The 15,020-nt window shown below is 68.6% G+C and carries 14 protein-coding genes and 1 pseudogene; 11 read left to right on the top strand and 4 right to left on the bottom strand.

From position 1 onward, the window contains the following. Window positions 1-23 precede the first annotated feature (23 nt). The 3 genes from ACFQ7F_RS24860 to ACFQ7F_RS24850 are packed head-to-tail and all read left to right on the top strand — an operon-like array spanning window position 24 to window position 3,502. Window positions 24-620, top strand: a complete 597-nt coding sequence (locus tag ACFQ7F_RS24860; RefSeq protein ID WP_383273985.1) for a DNA-binding protein — start codon at window positions 24-26, stop codon at window positions 618-620. 24 nt (window positions 621-644) lie between these two features. Further along, a complete protein-coding gene (locus ACFQ7F_RS24855) occupies window positions 645-2,771 on the top strand; it encodes a hypothetical protein (protein ID WP_383273984.1) in 2,127 nt (708 codons plus the stop codon). Next, the gene (locus tag ACFQ7F_RS24850) at window positions 2,771-3,502 is read left to right on the top strand and encodes a helix-turn-helix domain containing protein (RefSeq protein ID WP_383273982.1); all 732 of its coding nucleotides are present in this window, start codon (window positions 2,771-2,773) and stop codon (window positions 3,500-3,502) included. Before ACFQ7F_RS24855 ends, ACFQ7F_RS24850 begins: the two co-directional genes overlap by 1 nt. Before the next feature lie 115 nt (window positions 3,503-3,617). Here ACFQ7F_RS24850 and ACFQ7F_RS24845 read toward each other — a convergent pair whose 3' ends face one another. After that, complete coding sequence (locus ACFQ7F_RS24845; RefSeq protein WP_383273980.1) at window positions 3,618-3,854, bottom strand: hypothetical protein; 237 nt, start codon at window positions 3,852-3,854, stop codon at window positions 3,618-3,620. 736 nt (window positions 3,855-4,590) lie between these two features. On the opposite strand from ACFQ7F_RS24845, the gene ACFQ7F_RS24840 reads away from it, so the two are divergent. Genes ACFQ7F_RS24840 through ACFQ7F_RS24830 form a run of 3 tightly spaced genes read left to right on the top strand, consistent with a single transcriptional unit; the run spans window position 4,591 to window position 7,734 of the window. Further along, window positions 4,591-4,989, top strand: coding sequence for a hypothetical protein (locus tag ACFQ7F_RS24840; RefSeq protein WP_383273978.1), 399 nt, complete (start codon window positions 4,591-4,593; stop codon window positions 4,987-4,989). Between the two features lie 7 nt (window positions 4,990-4,996). Continuing rightward, entirely contained in the window at window positions 4,997-5,575 is a 579-nt protein-coding gene (locus ACFQ7F_RS24835) for a hypothetical protein (protein WP_383273976.1), read from the top strand. A gap of 35 nt (window positions 5,576-5,610) precedes the next feature. Next, window positions 5,611-7,734, top strand: coding sequence for a serine protease (locus ACFQ7F_RS24830; protein ID WP_383273974.1), 2,124 nt, complete (start codon window positions 5,611-5,613; stop codon window positions 7,732-7,734). A 285-nt stretch (window positions 7,735-8,019) separates the two neighbouring features. On the opposite strand, the gene ACFQ7F_RS24825 is transcribed toward ACFQ7F_RS24830, so the two are convergent. The 3 genes from ACFQ7F_RS24825 to ACFQ7F_RS24815 all read right to left on the bottom strand — a co-directional run bounded on the left by ACFQ7F_RS24825 (window position 8,020) and on the right by ACFQ7F_RS24815 (window position 11,017). Beyond that, window positions 8,020-9,258 carry an IS701 family transposase gene (locus tag ACFQ7F_RS24825; RefSeq protein WP_383274044.1) on the bottom strand — a complete coding sequence of 413 codons (1,239 nt, stop codon included), beginning with the start codon at window positions 9,256-9,258 and terminating at the stop codon, window positions 8,020-8,022. 188 nt (window positions 9,259-9,446) lie between these two features. Beyond that, the gene (locus ACFQ7F_RS24820) at window positions 9,447-9,734 is read right to left on the bottom strand and encodes a hypothetical protein (protein ID WP_383273972.1); all 288 of its coding nucleotides are present in this window, start codon (window positions 9,732-9,734) and stop codon (window positions 9,447-9,449) included. Between the two features lie 659 nt (window positions 9,735-10,393). Next, the gene (locus tag ACFQ7F_RS24815) at window positions 10,394-11,017 is read right to left on the bottom strand and encodes a hypothetical protein (protein ID WP_383273970.1); all 624 of its coding nucleotides are present in this window, start codon (window positions 11,015-11,017) and stop codon (window positions 10,394-10,396) included. A 548-nt stretch (window positions 11,018-11,565) separates the two neighbouring features. Between ACFQ7F_RS24815 and ACFQ7F_RS24810 the strand changes: the two genes are divergently transcribed. The 5 genes and pseudogenes from ACFQ7F_RS24810 to ACFQ7F_RS24790 all read left to right on the top strand — a co-directional run bounded on the left by ACFQ7F_RS24810 (window position 11,566) and on the right by ACFQ7F_RS24790 (window position 14,872). After that, complete coding sequence (locus ACFQ7F_RS24810; RefSeq protein WP_383273968.1) at window positions 11,566-11,820, top strand: helix-turn-helix transcriptional regulator; 255 nt, start codon at window positions 11,566-11,568, stop codon at window positions 11,818-11,820. A 178-nt stretch (window positions 11,821-11,998) separates the two neighbouring features. Further along, window positions 11,999-12,340 (top strand): annotated as a pseudogene (locus tag ACFQ7F_RS24805) (DUF6083 domain-containing protein); the annotation flags it as partial. A 200-nt stretch (window positions 12,341-12,540) separates the two neighbouring features. Further along, window positions 12,541-12,873, top strand: coding sequence for a hypothetical protein (locus ACFQ7F_RS24800; protein WP_383274047.1), 333 nt, complete (start codon window positions 12,541-12,543; stop codon window positions 12,871-12,873). Next, the gene (locus ACFQ7F_RS24795) at window positions 12,870-13,340 is read left to right on the top strand and encodes a hypothetical protein (protein ID WP_383273966.1); all 471 of its coding nucleotides are present in this window, start codon (window positions 12,870-12,872) and stop codon (window positions 13,338-13,340) included. The genes ACFQ7F_RS24800 and ACFQ7F_RS24795 overlap by 4 nt, the downstream gene beginning before the upstream one ends. Then, window positions 13,337-14,872: a UvrD-helicase domain-containing protein gene (locus tag ACFQ7F_RS24790; RefSeq protein WP_383274041.1), complete on the top strand. Its 1,536-nt coding sequence runs from the start codon at window positions 13,337-13,339 to the stop codon at window positions 14,870-14,872. The genes ACFQ7F_RS24795 and ACFQ7F_RS24790 overlap by 4 nt, the downstream gene beginning before the upstream one ends. The last annotated feature ends 148 nt before the right edge of the window (window positions 14,873-15,020 follow it).

Below are 15,020 nucleotides of genomic sequence, written 5' to 3'. Positions count from 1 at the left end.
ATCCAGCATGGAAGGGGGGGAAGGTGCTGCTGACCACCGGTCAGGCTGCTCAGGAAATCGGCTGTGCAATCACGACCTTCCGTCGTCTGGTCCGTGCCGGGCTGCTGCCGGATCTGTCGTGGCACGGGGTGCGCGTGATGGTCCCGCTCGCCACGGTCCAGGCCCTCGCCGCCCGCCCCGATGCTCCGCTTCATTGCTTGGCGGTCCCCGAGATCGCGGTCCTACGCGTGGATGCCGCCCAGCGGGTCACCGACGTGGACCGTCAGTGGATCGGCTTCTCCACCGCTCTGTCGCCCGAAGACCTCCTCAAAGCGCTGCGCGGCTGGTGGCGTTGCGACCCAGCGGCCATGGCGACCGGGGGAGTGCTGCCGGTGACCCTGTCAAGCTATGTGGTCGCCGTCCTGACCGGTCTGGAGAGGTGGGAGAAGAATGAGCATGGCCGTCACGTCTTCCCCGACGCTCGACTGGCCGGCTACGTAACCGACCTAACTGTTCCGGTCAAGGAACTGACCGCTACCGCGACTGCCGACCGAGAGATCGCTGAGCTACTCCTGGGGACCCGGCTCGTCTCACACTCCGGTGGGGCGATCGCCTATGTCACCACTACGACTACCGACTGAACTATCGCCCTGCAAGGGATCGTGATGGAAGCACCGAGCTACACCGCCGCGCTCGCCGAACTGCGCACCGTGCGGGACGAGATCAAGAAGGCGCAGGCCGCTCTGGCCAAGCTGGAGGCGGTGCGGGACAAACAGCTCGCAGTGCTGGGCGGGTATGAGAAGGCGAAGGCGGAGCGGATCGCGCCTGCGGCCGGGCTGAGCCTGGCCGAAGTTGTCGCCCGGGCGCCCGCGCTAGCGCCGGACAGCCTCACCGTCACCCCAGACGCAGCACCCGGCACACCAGATGCCCAACCGGAACCGACAGCCCAGCCCGCCGAACACGCGGACACGGCGCCCCTATCCGTGGCTCCGGCCGAAGGAGCCCCGGCGCCTTCTATGACCCCTGCCCCCCAGCCAGTTAGCCCACCAAGGGCCACGATGCCTCCGCAGCATGCCTCAACGCCGCCTGCAGCGCTGGACGCACCGCGGACGCTGCCCTCCATTCCTGCAGACGCCCCGGAGGCACGGTGGTTCACGCATACCGCGAACCTCAACTCGCAACGCCCCAACTTCGTCCAGCAGGCCCGATCCACCGTCTTCCTCGACACCGGTACCGGCATCTTGGTGCACCGCGACCAGATCCACCGCCTTGAGCTCGGCGCGCGGTCGGCCGCGGAGATCCTGACCGCCGTCTTCCACACGGTGCCCGACGGTGTGGAGCGCATCTACATCACCGGCGGCGACCCCTGGCACCGCGACACCGAGCGCTACCCCTATCTGCGCGACGCGGTCGCGGCCTGGCTGAACGCCCCCACGCCGGGCTGGCGCACCGACACCGGCCGCGGCAAGGACCGCATGGCCGGACACTTCGTCCACCCACGCACCCCCGTCGCCCGCTACCAGCGCGACGACGAGAGCCAGCATGTCGAGATCCGCTCCATGGGGGAGTGGTTCGACCTGGACGGCGACGAACCGGCCGTGGCCCGCGACGCGTTCGTGCTGCTGTGGCAGGCCCTGCGCCGCCACTTCGACGACGCGGTCATCATGGGATCGCCCTCCCAGACCGGCCGAGACCTGTGGACCCGCACCATCCCCGCCCGCGGCCAGCACGCCGAGGGCTACCCCGTCCTGTCCGAAGAACTGCGCGGCCTGCTGCACGCCACCGCCGGCCAGGGCCGCACCGAACTCATCACCCCGCCCCGCGTGCCCGACCAACTGCCCGGGCTCGTCGAATACGACCGCACCTTCGCCTACGCCAAGCACACCTGGAAGTCCCCGGTCGGCACCCCCCGCCGCATCACCGCCCGGACCTTCGCCTCCTGGTCCCAGAAAGAGCAGACCAAGGCCCTCTACGGCTGCGGCCACTGGCACGTGCGGGTCACCGTCCCCGACACCTGGAACCACGTCGGGATCCTGCCCGCCGCCGCCCCCGGCGACCGCGCCTGGCACTACCCCAGCACTCCGGGCACCACCTTCACCACCTGGGCGGGCGGCCCCGAAATCCACACCGCCCTGTCCAACCCCCTCCAGCCCTGGAAGATCGAAATCCTCGACGGCATCCTGTTCGACGACGGCAAACCCCTCGACGACTGGGCCAAGAAACTCAAAGAAGCCTGGACCAACCTCACCACCCAGTCCCACTTCCAGCAGGACCGGTCACAGGCCCGCGCCGCGCACCTCGCCTCCCGCGCCGTGCGCGCCATCCTCCTGTACGGCATCGGCTCCTTCGCCCAGCGCCCCCGCATGGTCACCGGCACCACCCCCCGCACCCTGGAGCGCGAGGTGCCTGCGGACGCCGAAATCATCGGCTTCGACGACGACCTGATCACCTGGCAGAAGCCCACCGGGTTCTCCCGCGATCCCAACGCCCACCCCGAATGGGCCGCCGCCATCTGGTCCGGGGCCCGCGCCGCCCTGCTCAGCCAGCGCCACCGCGAACAGGACACCTACGCCGGCGCCCTGCACACCCCGCCTGGCAGCGTCGTCGCCTTCCGCACCGACGCCCTCTACCTCACCAGCACCCACAACTGGCCCTACCAGCACCAGCCCGGCGACTACCTCCACAAAGGCCACCTCACCGGCCCCCTCGCCGCACCCGCCAGCGAGGAAGACCTCCTGGCCCTGCGCGATGCCGGACGCGCCGCCCTCACCCAGACCACCACGGGGGTCTGATGCCACCCCGCACCCGCCGCCCCGCCCCGGCCCGTCCGGCGCCAGAGCTCAACGAAGCCGCCCAGCTCGCCGACCAGCTCCAGGCCGTCGGCTACACCAAACGCGACATCGCCCGCATCATCAACCGCGACGCCTCCCTGGTCTCCCAGTTCTACACAAAACACAAAGGCGCCGCCTTCGTCCCAGCCCTGCGCCACGCCCTGGCCGCCGTGCAGAGCGGCCACATCAGCGAGGTATCCGAGCTCGCCGCCCTGGCCGCCCCCCACGTCACCCGCCGCACCACTGCCTCCGGCGCCCGCGCCCGGGTCCGCGCCAAAGCCGTCCTGATCACCCCCACCGGCACCGGCACCGGCCGCGTCGCCGCCCAGGCCATCGCCTCCGGCTCCGCCCGCCTGCGCCCCCTGATCGCCGAAGCCGTCCGCCAGAACCTGCGCCTGGCCTTCACCGTCCGCCTGGGCAAGAGCGGATACGTGCACCCCTCCGGGAGCCGTACCGACTCACCGGGTATCCGCCGCGATGTCATCCAACGCGCCGACCACAGCGAGGAACGCTCCTACGGCTCGGCCACCACCGGCGGCTTCGACGCCACCGACTTCGCCCACCGCGTGGATGCAACGGGCGGCGATGTCACCGCCGCCGTGCACCAGTGGCTCGTGGAGGGCAGCCGCATCCACCCCGACGCGCACATCACCCACCTTGAGGTGCGCACCTGGCGGCCCCGCGGAGCCTGATGGCAGACAGCCACGGCTGCCACAATCCTCGAGGTGTCGACAACGACAGCAGCGGCGGTGGTGAGCCTGATGACGGCTGAGGGGCGCAGGGGCGACGGCCGCTGAAGCCGGGCTCCTAGAGTTGCACTTTCCCCAGCGAGAAATGGCCGAGAGAACGGATCATGCAAGGTCCGTCGATCTGGATGTAGGCGCAGACGTGGTACGGCGACGCAGTCCCGCTGTCGTCACTAAGGACGAGGCCGATAGCAACGCTAAGAAGCTCCATGACTTCGGGCAGGCTCAGTTCATGAGTGCGCTCAACGCCGTTCTGTGAGCCTGGTGTTGGATTCTCGCTGAGTGTCTTGTCCGGCAACGGTCTATTTTGCCCTGCTGTTCGGTGTCGGAGAATCGAAAACTGCAGAGGCTGATGCGGCAGCTGGCATACGCCGTGTTGACTGTGCAGGTCTCAAGGCTGCAAGCCTGCCCTGCGGCGAGCCGCGGATCGGTAGAGATACGCAGACTCGTAACCCGCGGATCACGGAATTCTCGCGCTGGTCGCTCGGAGGTGCCGAGAACAAGGTCTACGCGAAGACCGGGCGAGTGGACGGCGTGAAGGCACAACGCGATGAGTCGCTTTCGCTGGTTGCCGTTTCGCGGACTAGACACGATCTATCAGTGCCCTAGGCTCCGTGAGATGGTGCGTACCCACCTGGGCAAGCCTGTCGAGATCGAGGCCGCAGTGGCGCTTGCGGCGGACAGATGTAATGGCCGACGGGGCGGGCCGCGTTCGATGAGGTCCGCCAGCTCGGACCCGACCGAACCAGCCCCTCGTTCCTGCGGAGACGTTGGAGGCTCTTCGGCGCGCCAGGGAAGCACGGAACTCCACCGCGCACGAAAGTGCCGCCAGCGGCCCTATCAGTTCCGTGCGCCAGAAGCGGGCGGGAGGCTGCGCTGGGCCGTCTCGACTGCGTACGCCATGAGGGGCCGTGGCGCGCTGACGGTGGGACCGGCGCCCGCCCACGTTCTCAATGAGGTATCGACAGCCGCCGGACCGGTGTAACAAGGCTTAGAGCCATCGGGCTCGCATGTGTGGCGATAATCTTCGTCGTATGGAACTTGCTCTGAAGGCTGATGAGGTGGTTGGTGGTGAATCGGAGGCTTTGCTCCGTTGGCTCCACGAGGAGCAGAGCCTCCGTGGGCAGGCGCGGGTGGTCATGGGAGGGACTCAGATCCCCGGCGGCATGGGCGGCTTTCCCCTGGATGTCGTGAACGTCGCGCTCTCCAACTCGATCGCTCTCGGTAGCCTGTTGACAACCTTGGTGGCCTGGCGCTCCAGCCGGCCGTCACCGCAGCCGTCCGTTCGCATCGAGGTGAATGGTGTATTGGTCACCGTGAACACAGACGACCCCGAGGCCATCCGTTCCCTCATCGAGCTGCTCCGCGGCGCGGCCCCGGACTCCGATCCGGGAGCCGACGGCCCCAGCTCTGCTCCTACACCAGGCTCCTGACTTCCGTATGGCCGACGCACTCTCTCGAGGCGACGCCTCCAATGTGGTCCTCATCGGCTGCCACACCTTCACCGCACTGGAGGATCTGCCCGCCGTTGAGAACAACCTCGCCGGCCTCCGGAACATGCTGACCGACCCGGAAGTCTGGGGTGTGCCGAAGGACAGGATCGCGGTGTTGGCGCAACCTTCGAACGCTGACGACGTCCTTGGCGTGGTGAGGCAAGCCGCAGACAGCGCCAGTGACACTCTTGTCGTGTACTACGCAGGGCACGGTCTGACCGACCCGCTGAGCTGGGAGCTTTATCTGGCCCTCTCGGGGTCACGCATAGGGGACATCCTCGTTCACTCAGCTCTTCGCTTCGAGTATCTGAGGCGCGTCATCCGTAACAGTGGCGCGAAGAAGAAGGTCGTACTTTCAGTGGCCGGGCCTTGCAGACTGCGATGGACGGCAGCGCCACGGACGTCGTTGGCAAAACTGTCGTCGAAGGTACCTACGTCATCGCGGCTGCTGGCCCGACGGCTCTGGCTCTCGCTGAGCCTGGGGAGGAGTTCACTGCGTTTACTGGTGAACTGCTCGGCACTCTGAAGGAGGGAGTGCCGGGTGCCGGTGAACTGCTGGGCATGGAAGCCCTGTTCGGCAGGATGCGCGAAAGGCTCCTCGCTGTGTCAGGTCCGTTGCCGGAGAGGATGAACCTCAACACAGCGGGTCAGATCTGCATCGCCCACAATCGAGCCCGCCCTCCGAAACCCCAGGGCCCGCGTCCGAGTGGGGTAGGCGCTGCGCTCGCGGCGTCGCAGGTGCGGATCTACTCGGCCACCGGTGACGTAATCGGTTCCGGTTTCCTCGTCGCCGCCAACGTGGTGTGCACCTGCGCGCATGTCGTCGAGATGGCACTTGGGAAGGTGGTACCGGATACCGGGCAGGGGGTGCACGGCGAGCGGGTGGAACTTGACTTTCCGCTGCTGGACGACAGCCCCAGGGCCGGGGCCAAGGTGGTGTCCTGGCGTCGCGATGGACAGGACGTGGCGCTGCTGCAGCTCGACGCGGCAGTCGAGGGCAGCTGGCCGGTACCGCTTGTCGATGGGGCTTTCGCATGGGGGCACACGTTCCGGGCGCTCGGTTTCCCGCCCGACTTCCCGGACGGCTCATGGACGTCGGGCACACTGCGTGGAAACACGGCATCGGGCTGGCTGCAAGTGGAGACGTCGTCGCAGGCGCATCGCATCGTGGCAGGGTTCAGCGGGGCGCCGGCCTGGGACGAGACGCAGGGCGGTGTCGTCGGAATGATGGTCGCTGCACACGAGGGTGCGCGCCTTGGCTATCTGGTGCCGTCGGGCTGCCTGGTCGAAGAAAAGACGCTGCAGCCGCAGAGTCCCTTCCCGGGGCTTTGGTCGTTCAGAGAGGACGACACTGAGTTCTTCCACGGTCGCGACGCTGACACCCGCCGTGTGCACGCGGCCGTCCACAGCGGGCCGCTGACGCTCGTGTCAGGGCCTACCGGATGTGGGAAGTCATCCCTTGTACGGGCAGGGGTACTGCCCCGGCTGCGAGCCGAAGGCATCAGGGCGTCCGAGTTGACGCTTTCGCCCTTCACATCGGTGACCACTGCACTCGCCAGCATCTTGGAGCCGGAGCTCGACATGGTCGACCAGCTCGCCGAGGAACTGGGACGGCTCCTGGAGGCGGACGCCGATGTGCCCGCAAAGCTGCGGGGCAAGGTCCTCGCCCAGGTGGGAGGCGTCGAGCACGTCCTCTTCGTTGACCAACTCGACGAGTACGCGGACGCAGAACCAGCTGCTGCGCGCGACCTGTTCACCCTGCTCGCCGCCGTCTCGGGCAAGGACGGCGCGGGCGTACTGCGGGTCGTTGCCACCGCGCGGATCGACTCACTCGACGTGCTGGTGACGCCCGGGACATCCAACCTCGTCAGCAACTCCGTGCAGTTCCTCGCCCCGCTGGCCTCCGATGAGCTGGAGCACGCGATATCGGCGCAAATCGACGCCGTTCCTGGGCTACGATCCGAGCCAGGATTACCGGAACGGGTTGCCGCAGATGCGGGCGACGAGCCCGGACGGATGCCGTTCGTTCAGTTCACCCTCGCCAGGCTGTGGCAGGAGCGCACTGGCTCGATGCTCACCCACGCCGCCTACAGCTCCATGGGCGGTGTCACGGGAGTTCTGGTCACACACGCGATTCAGGTGTTCGCCCAACTGCCTGAAGATGAACAGGAATATGTCCGAAGGCTGTTCATTCAGCTGACCCGACCCAGCGACGGCGATACTTTTGTCCGCAGATCCTCGCGCGTCACCGATCTCGCTCCCGAACTCGCTGCCACGGCAAGAATGCTGGCCCTGAGAAGGCTCGTTGTCCTCTCCCGCGCTCCGGGCGATGCCGGGCAAGAGGAAATGGTCGACCTGGCACATGAGGCGCTAACCAGGCTCTGGCGGACCGGGAGGCAATGGCTTGTCGAGTCCCGGGGCAGCCTCCTCTGGCAGGAGACACTGCGGGCTGACCTATTCCGCTGGGAGTCACAGCATCGTGCCCCCGCCCGCTTGTTGCGCGGAGCAGACCTGGCCGAGGCCGATCGCAGGATGGCATTGAACCCCAACGACTTTTCAGACGACGAGCGTGACTACATCCTGCTCAGCCGCCACTCGCGGCGTCGAGCCCGCTTCAAGCAGGCCGCCATCGGGACACTGGCCGTTCTCAGTGTGCTCGCTGCCATACTGACGCTCTCCATTTGATCATCTGCAAGGACACCCGCGAGGCTCCAGTCTCGGCAACGTACTCGCTTCTTTCACTGCTCAGGCGCGCATATCGAGGGTGGGAATGGAGCGTCATGACACCTCTCTCGCGGGCGGCAATAGCCGTTACCCGGCGGTCCTGCACCCGCGGTGCCGGAACACTACCGTTGCATGCCGGCCGAGCGGATGCCCTTCTTGAGGAATCCAGTGTCATCCCCGATCAGGACAGAGCGCGGGTCCCCGAGATGTTCCACGACCTAGTACTCCAGTTGTAGTTCGTGATCTTCATCGTTGATGAGCGGCCTGCCGTTGATAGTGGCAGGCTCGGGATCGGGCTTGATGGCGTCGGCGCCAGTCAGACCAGCTGAGGCGATGTCCGGTTGGACGTACGGCTGTTGCGGCAAGTGCGGTGAACAGGTGCTTGATCTCGTTGCAGGTCAGTGGGATCAGCTCGTGGGGGGTCGGGCGGTGGGCGCGTTCGTGGGCGGTTGATGCCGCTAGGAAGGCGTGGGCGAGCATCGCGAGGGTGACCCAGCGGTGCCAGGACGTCCAGCGCCTGACCTGATGTTCATCCAGCCCGGCCAGGCCCTTGGTGGCCTGGAATATCTCCTCGATGGTCCACCTGCGTCCGGCCACCTGCACCAGCTTGGTCAACGGCACCGTGGCGGCCGAGTGGCAGCGGTAGAAGGCGAGTTTGCCGCTGCTGCGGTTGCGGCGGATGAGCAGATGGCGGTGGCCGGGCCGGTCGACGGGGATGTCGGCCAGGGCCCAGTCGTAGTGTCGGTTTCCCTTGGCGCCGGCGCCTGCCGAGAGCCTCTGCCAGGCCCGTTTCGGCAGTGTCTTGGCCAGGGCATCGGCCCGGACCTTCCCTGCCCGGGTGGGAATCTGGTGATCGCGGGCGACCGCGAGGACGTAGCCGACCTGGCGGTCTTCCAGGGTGTCCCGCAGCTGCGGGTTGCCTCCGTAGACCTCGTCTGCGGCCACCCAGGGCTCATGAACTCCGGCGTCCAGGGTGCGATTGATCATGCGGAGGGTGAGTGCGGGCTTGGTGGCGAAGCCGGCTTCCTCGGGGATTCCGGCGGACCGGCAGCGGTCTTCGTCCGTGGTCCAGGAGCGCGGCACATACAGTTCCCGGTCGATCGCCGCGTGTCCGCGTGGACTGGAATAGGCGAGGTAGGCGGCTACTTGGCTGTTCTCGATGCGCCCGGCGGTGCCGGTGTACTGGCGCTGCACGCCCACGGTGGCGGTGCCCTTCTTCAGATCGCCCGTCTCATCGACCACCAACACCACCTCCTCGTCGTCGAGTTGCTCGATGACGAAGTTGCGGAGGTCGTCACGGACCGCGTCGGCGTCCCACTTCGCCCGTGACAACGAGTGCTGCAGGCCATGAGGGGTTCTGTCCCCGGCGTGCTCGGCCAGCGTCCAGCAGTTCTTGCGCGGTAGGTCCGACAGCAGCCCGAGCACGAACTCCCGTGCTCGGCGCCGTGGTTCTACCCGGGCGAAGCGTCCTGCGATGCGGCCCATCAGGGCCTCGAACGTGTCCTGCCAGCGGGCAGGATCTATGCTGTGACCTGTGACCTGTGACCTGTGACCTGTGACCTGCGGCTGATCCTTTGTCTTCACACACTGATGATCAACGGTGGCCGCACCCATGTCCGGAACCGGCCCCCACCAGCAAGATCACGATCTAGCTGGAGCACCAATCTGTGTTTCTACTCCGGCAGCTCCGGAGCGTAGAACGATGGCAGCGGCTCGGGCCCGGTGTACTTCTGGCATTCGCAGGGCAGCAACTCATTTCCCACCCACGCGCCGTTGTTCCACTTTGCGCGATCAACGCCTGCCCGGCAGCGTCCCTCGACATCGTGGAACGAGGCACCGTGCCCGCACTGGCACAACGGTCCGGTCTCAACGGCCTTCGTCTGGTGCTTGCGCCGGGGCAGCAGGCGACCGACCGCCAGCCCCGTCCCGAAAATCAGCGCTCCGACCAGCATCTCGATCACGATGGCCCCTACCACTCGAACGGCCTCCGGCGATCATCCCATCTCACCGAAGGCGCCGCTATACAGCAGCGAGGTGCCTGCTACCCCACCCGCAGCCACCGTCTCATCGTTACCCCACACAAGTCACGATGATGGCCAGACCCGTGCCCACACCCGGGGCCCCACCAGCAAGATAACGATCTACAGCTGGAGTACTAGCCGCGGATGTCGCATAGGACCTCGTCCGAGTCCCATTCGATCCGGTTCAGCAACCGGTGGATGCGGTCAGGGCCTGCGCGTCCGTCTTCTTCCGCGAGCGTCCGGCTGTTCTTTTGCTCCGGTGAAGAAATTGCCGTTATGTCTGGAGCCAACGAGAGACGTTGGTCGGCGTGGCCCCGGAGGTCATCCAGGGATCTGCCGATATCGGGAGCTTTGCTCGGCCCGAGCGCAGCTGAACCAGCGGGCTGCTGCACGCGTGCGGTGGCGCACGGGTACATCGAAGTGCACCTCAACCTCAACTCCAGGGTGAGGGTGGGGCAGGTGCCGGTGCAGAGGTGTTGAACTCGTCGAGGGTGTCCAGCGGGCACTTCGGGGCGAGTTCTCGACCGCACGGGACAGTCAGGGCACGGGCGTCCAGAGGCCGAGGACGGATAGGGGGACGGTAGCGGGGTGCCGTCTGCTCAGCCCTGCGCCGGGGGGAGCTGCCAGCAGACCTCACTGGTCTCGAGATCCTGCCGCCAGGTCACCAGCCGGCGAGAGTGCATGAACTGGTCGAGCAGGTCCTTGAGTGAGGCAGCGTCGGCCGTGCACAGCCGGGTGAGGTCGTCGAGGTCGGCGCTTCCCCTGCTGGCCTCGGTGTGCACCGCAAGGACCAGAGCCGCCAGCTGCATCGACGGCGGTGCTCCATGGGGCGCGGCCAGCGGTGTGGGGTGCAGTGCCCAGTGGGCGGCGCGCGCCCGCTCCTGGCGGCCGGGCGCCTGGTGCAGGATCGCGGCGTCCAGGATCTGCGCCTGGGTACGCCCGTGCCGCCGGGCGGTGCAGCGCAGCCATCCGGCGTGCTCGAGCTCATGCCAGGGGGCCGCGTGAGAGGCCAGGCGCATGCCGCGCAGGAACCCCTCAGGCAGTTCGACGTGCCCCTGGCTGTCGGCGCGCAGCGCGCATTGCAGGGCGAGAAGGCGGGCGGCGGGGGAGGAGAAGCGGGGCAGCGCGGCGGCCAGGTAGGTGAGCATCTCCCTTACACGCTCACGCTCCACCGCCCCCGGCGAGCGGCGGACCGGGTCGGTTCCGTGTGTGAGGGACGGCATGCAGGCCGGGGTTGGTGGCCAGGAACAAGCCGTCGGGCACGACGGCTGCCTGCGCGGTCGCCGCCGCGCACGCCGCGCAGGCATCGGCCAGGCGCCACAGGCGCCCGCCGTGTGCGCGCACCAGCACCACGGCTCCGGAACAGCCCCGGTGGCGCGGATGCCACCGGCAGCCCCGCCCGTGGCACTGGCAGGTCCGCAGATATGGTGCCAGCACGTCGCGCCGGGCATGATGCGCCAGATGCGCCAGGGCCGCCGAGCGCGCCGATCCCGCGGTGAGGGGGAGCGGGCCGGGGTGGCAGTGCGGGCACACCAGCACTGGGCCGCCCTCCTGCGGCCTGAGCTCCACGGTCCAGATGCGCCGCACCCTCACGTGCGTCGTGCAGAGCCTCATCGGGTGCGCTCCTTCCGCCTGGTCCGCGCCGGTGTCGGATGACGACGACCGCACACGCTAGTGCAGACCCCTGCCCTGCCGCTGAAGGCGACGACCTGCGGAAATAGGGCAGAGGTCTGCACTGACAGGGCAGGGTGCTGCACCATCGGATGGTGGAGTGACGATCTTCCCGCCCGACCTCAACCTCACCGCGCTGCGCCTGGAGCTGGCGCGCCTGAGGGCCGGGCGGGGATGGACGTACGACGAACTGGCCGACCGCAGCGGCCTGGCCCGGCGCACCCTCATCGAGATCGAACAGGGGCGCACCATCGGCAGCCTGAAGACCTGGCACGCCCTCGCCCACGCCCTCGACGTCCCCGTCGATCACCTGCTGGGCACCCTCTGCGAGGGCCACACCCCGCCCGACGCCTGACGCGTCCGGACCGCCCCCGCCGTCCCGCGGCCGCCGCGAACGCACCACCCGGACGGGTCACTGCAATAGAACGAACACTCCCAGTCTCGCGCGGGTGTTCTCATTGGCTGCGCCATTCGCGGGACACATCCGCCGTGAGCCCCGCGTCCGCAGCGTGCTGCCTGGCACGTTCCCTCTCATGTGCCGCCACCCGCCACCTGTGGCCCGCCGCTGGGACGGCAGTCCGCTCGGCCCCCGCCGCCACCGCTCGCTGCGTGTGTCCTCAAATAGCCCCAGCCGTCTGCTGCGCACCGGACAGGCCGGCCGCTGCCGCGCGTGCGGCAACCGCATCGAGTGGTACCAGCGCGAGGATCACCGGCCCGTCAGTCTGCATCCGGACGAAGTCGCTACGAATGCCGTCCCGGACTCCTGCCGCTGGCACCTGAGTGGAGGCATCGCCCACCGCCACGCCGACACCAGCGCCTGGTGCCGCATCCCGCACGCCGTCCTGTGCCCCCACCGCACCCCCACCGCCCGCCTCACTCCCCGCCTGGCCGAGGCGCGCCGCCAACTCGCCGTGCGCACCCGCACTCTGATCGATGCCGGTCTCTTCACCCCACCCGCACCGGCGCCCCCGCAGGCACGACCTGGGCCATCCACGGCCTGTCCCATCACCCGGCCCGTCGTGCAGTTCCTCTACACCCGCTACCTCGCCGCGCACCCCTCGAGGCCATCCGGTGCGTGGCTCAGAGCCGCGCCCGCCACCGCTGCCCGCACCTCGTCCTGGACACCGCCGTCCCCTCCGGCACCTGGACCCTCCGGCCCGCCAGCCCCGGGCGCGGGCAACTGGCACTGCCCGACGGGTTCATGGCCGTCTATGACCTCACCCACCTGCCCTACGCCGAGCAGCTGCGCTGGCGCGCCCAGCGCTGCACCGCCCACGCAGGTGCCCCCGGCGCCGCCGACCTCGCCCTGACCCAGTGGCAGGCCTTCGACCCCCTGATCCACCACCCCCACATCCGCCCCCACCTGCCCGACACCGCCGCCAGCAGCCGCTGCGGGGACCGGCAGTGACACACCACGCCCTGGAAATCACCCTGACCCGGGCGCTCACTTCGGCCGAGTTTCACCAGGCCGCCCGCACGGTGCCGCTGGCCGCCAACCCCGACGCGACCCGTCTTATGGCCCTCGTCCGCGCCAAGACCCCCCACCTGGCGCTGCACCGCCTGCACCGCCAACTCGACACCGTGCTGCCCATCGACGTGATCACCACCCACTACCCCGCCCCCCAGAACCACACCCTGCTCAACATCGCCTTCACACCCGCAGCGCACGAAGCCGTCCGCCGGGCGGCCAGGACGCACGGACAATCCCCGCACACCTACGTCGAACAGACGCTGACCCAGGCCCTGGCCCGCCAGAGCCGCCACGAAGCCGACTACCTCGACCTCGCCCTGCACGCCCTGCTCGCCCGCACGTCCACGCCCCAGCTTCTGACAGCCCTGGGACGCGCCCTCACCACCGGAGCACCCCCGTGCTGAATCCCACCGACGAACAGACCGCCGCGGCCGACGCCTTCCACGCCGGCCACCACCTGGTCCTGCAGGCCGGCGCCGGAACCGGCAAGACCACCACCCTGGCCCTGCTCGCCAAGTCCACTCCGCGCCGCGGCCGCTACCTCGCCTACAACCGGGCCATCGCCCAGGACGCCGCCACCCGCTTCCCGCCCACCGTCACCTGCAAGACCGCCCACTCCCTGGCCTACGCCGCCGTCGGCCACCGCTACCACCGCCGCCTGAACGCACCCCGCCGCCCCGGCTGGCAGACCGGACAGGCCCTGGGCATCACCAAAATGATCCGCATCGGCGACCGCCACCTGACCCCCACCGCCCTCTCCTACGCCACCCTGCGCACCATCACCCGCTTCTGCCACTCCGCCGACCCCACCCTCACCCAGCATCACGTGCCCCGACTGCGCGGCCTGGAAGACCCCGGCTACCACCGCGAACTCGCCGCACACATCCTCCCGTTCGCCCACAAGGCCTGGGCCGACCTGCAGCACCCCGACGACGGCGCCGTGCGCTTCGACCACGACCACTACCTCAAACTCTGGTCCCTGACCTCCCCAAAGATCCACGCCGACTTCCTGCTCCTGGACGAGGCCCAGGACACCAACCCCGTCGTCGAACACATCTTCAACAGCCAGCGCGACCACGCCCAGCTGGTCATGGTCGGCGACTCCGCCCAGGCCATCTACCAATGGCGCGGCGCCAAAGACGTGATGGCCGCCTTCGACGGCACCCAGCTCGCCCTGTCCCAGTCCTTCCGCTTCGGCCCGCACCTCGCCGCCGAGGCCAACCGCTGGCTGGCCCTGGCCGACGCCCCCCTCCGGCTGAGGGGAACCGCGGAGGTGCTCACCGAACTCGGGCCCGTGGATCGACCCGACGCGGTGCTGTGCCGCACCAACGTCGGGGCCATGACCCAGGTCATGCAGTTGCTGGCTGCCGGGCTCCGGGTGGCCCTGGCCGGGGGAGGAGCCAGTCTGCACGCCCTGGCCCAGGCCGCCGGCGACCTCAAGGAAGGCCGCCGCACCCACCACCCCGAGCTCGTGCTCTTCCTCACCTGGGGCGAGCTGCAGGACTACGCCGCCCACGACCCCGCAGGACGCGACCTGCAGCCCCTGGTCGACCTGGTCGACACCCACGGCACCGACACCATCCTGGCCGCCGTCGCCCAACTCGCCCCCGAAAAGGCCGCCGAGGTGACCGTCTCCACCGCCCACAAGGCCAAAGGGCGCGAATGGCCCTGTGTGAAGATCGCCGAGGACTTCACCCAGCCCAAAGACAGTGACGAGCGCGACGACGCTGGCCAGCCTCTCCCCGGTCCGGTCGACGACGCCGAAGCGCGCCTCGCCTATGTCGCTGTCACCCGCACCCGCACCCGGCTCGACATCGGAGGGCTAGGCTGGATCAACAGCCACCCCGCCAGCCTGCAACCGGGCGCAGCGTTGAGTAGCCCTGGCTGCCACCCCCGGACATTGGCCGTGGTGGCAGACGGCCTGATGGGTCCTTAAGCGCGTGTTTGAGATCTTCGGGCTGGCCACAGCATCGTCCCTGCGGAGCCCTCTGGCGTCTTCCGCCCCCCGGCGCCTGAACCCCGCCCGCCGCTACCGGACCCGGGGCGGAGGGCGGACGCGCGAAGGCGCCCGGCTGAATTCCTCC

The organism is Streptomyces sp. NPDC056486, assembly GCF_042795295.1.
In the GTDB taxonomy this organism is placed as follows: domain Bacteria; phylum Actinomycetota; class Actinomycetes; order Streptomycetales; family Streptomycetaceae; genus Streptomyces.
Note: the sequence above shows the minus strand (reverse complement) of the source record. Positions and strands in the feature narration are given on the sequence as shown.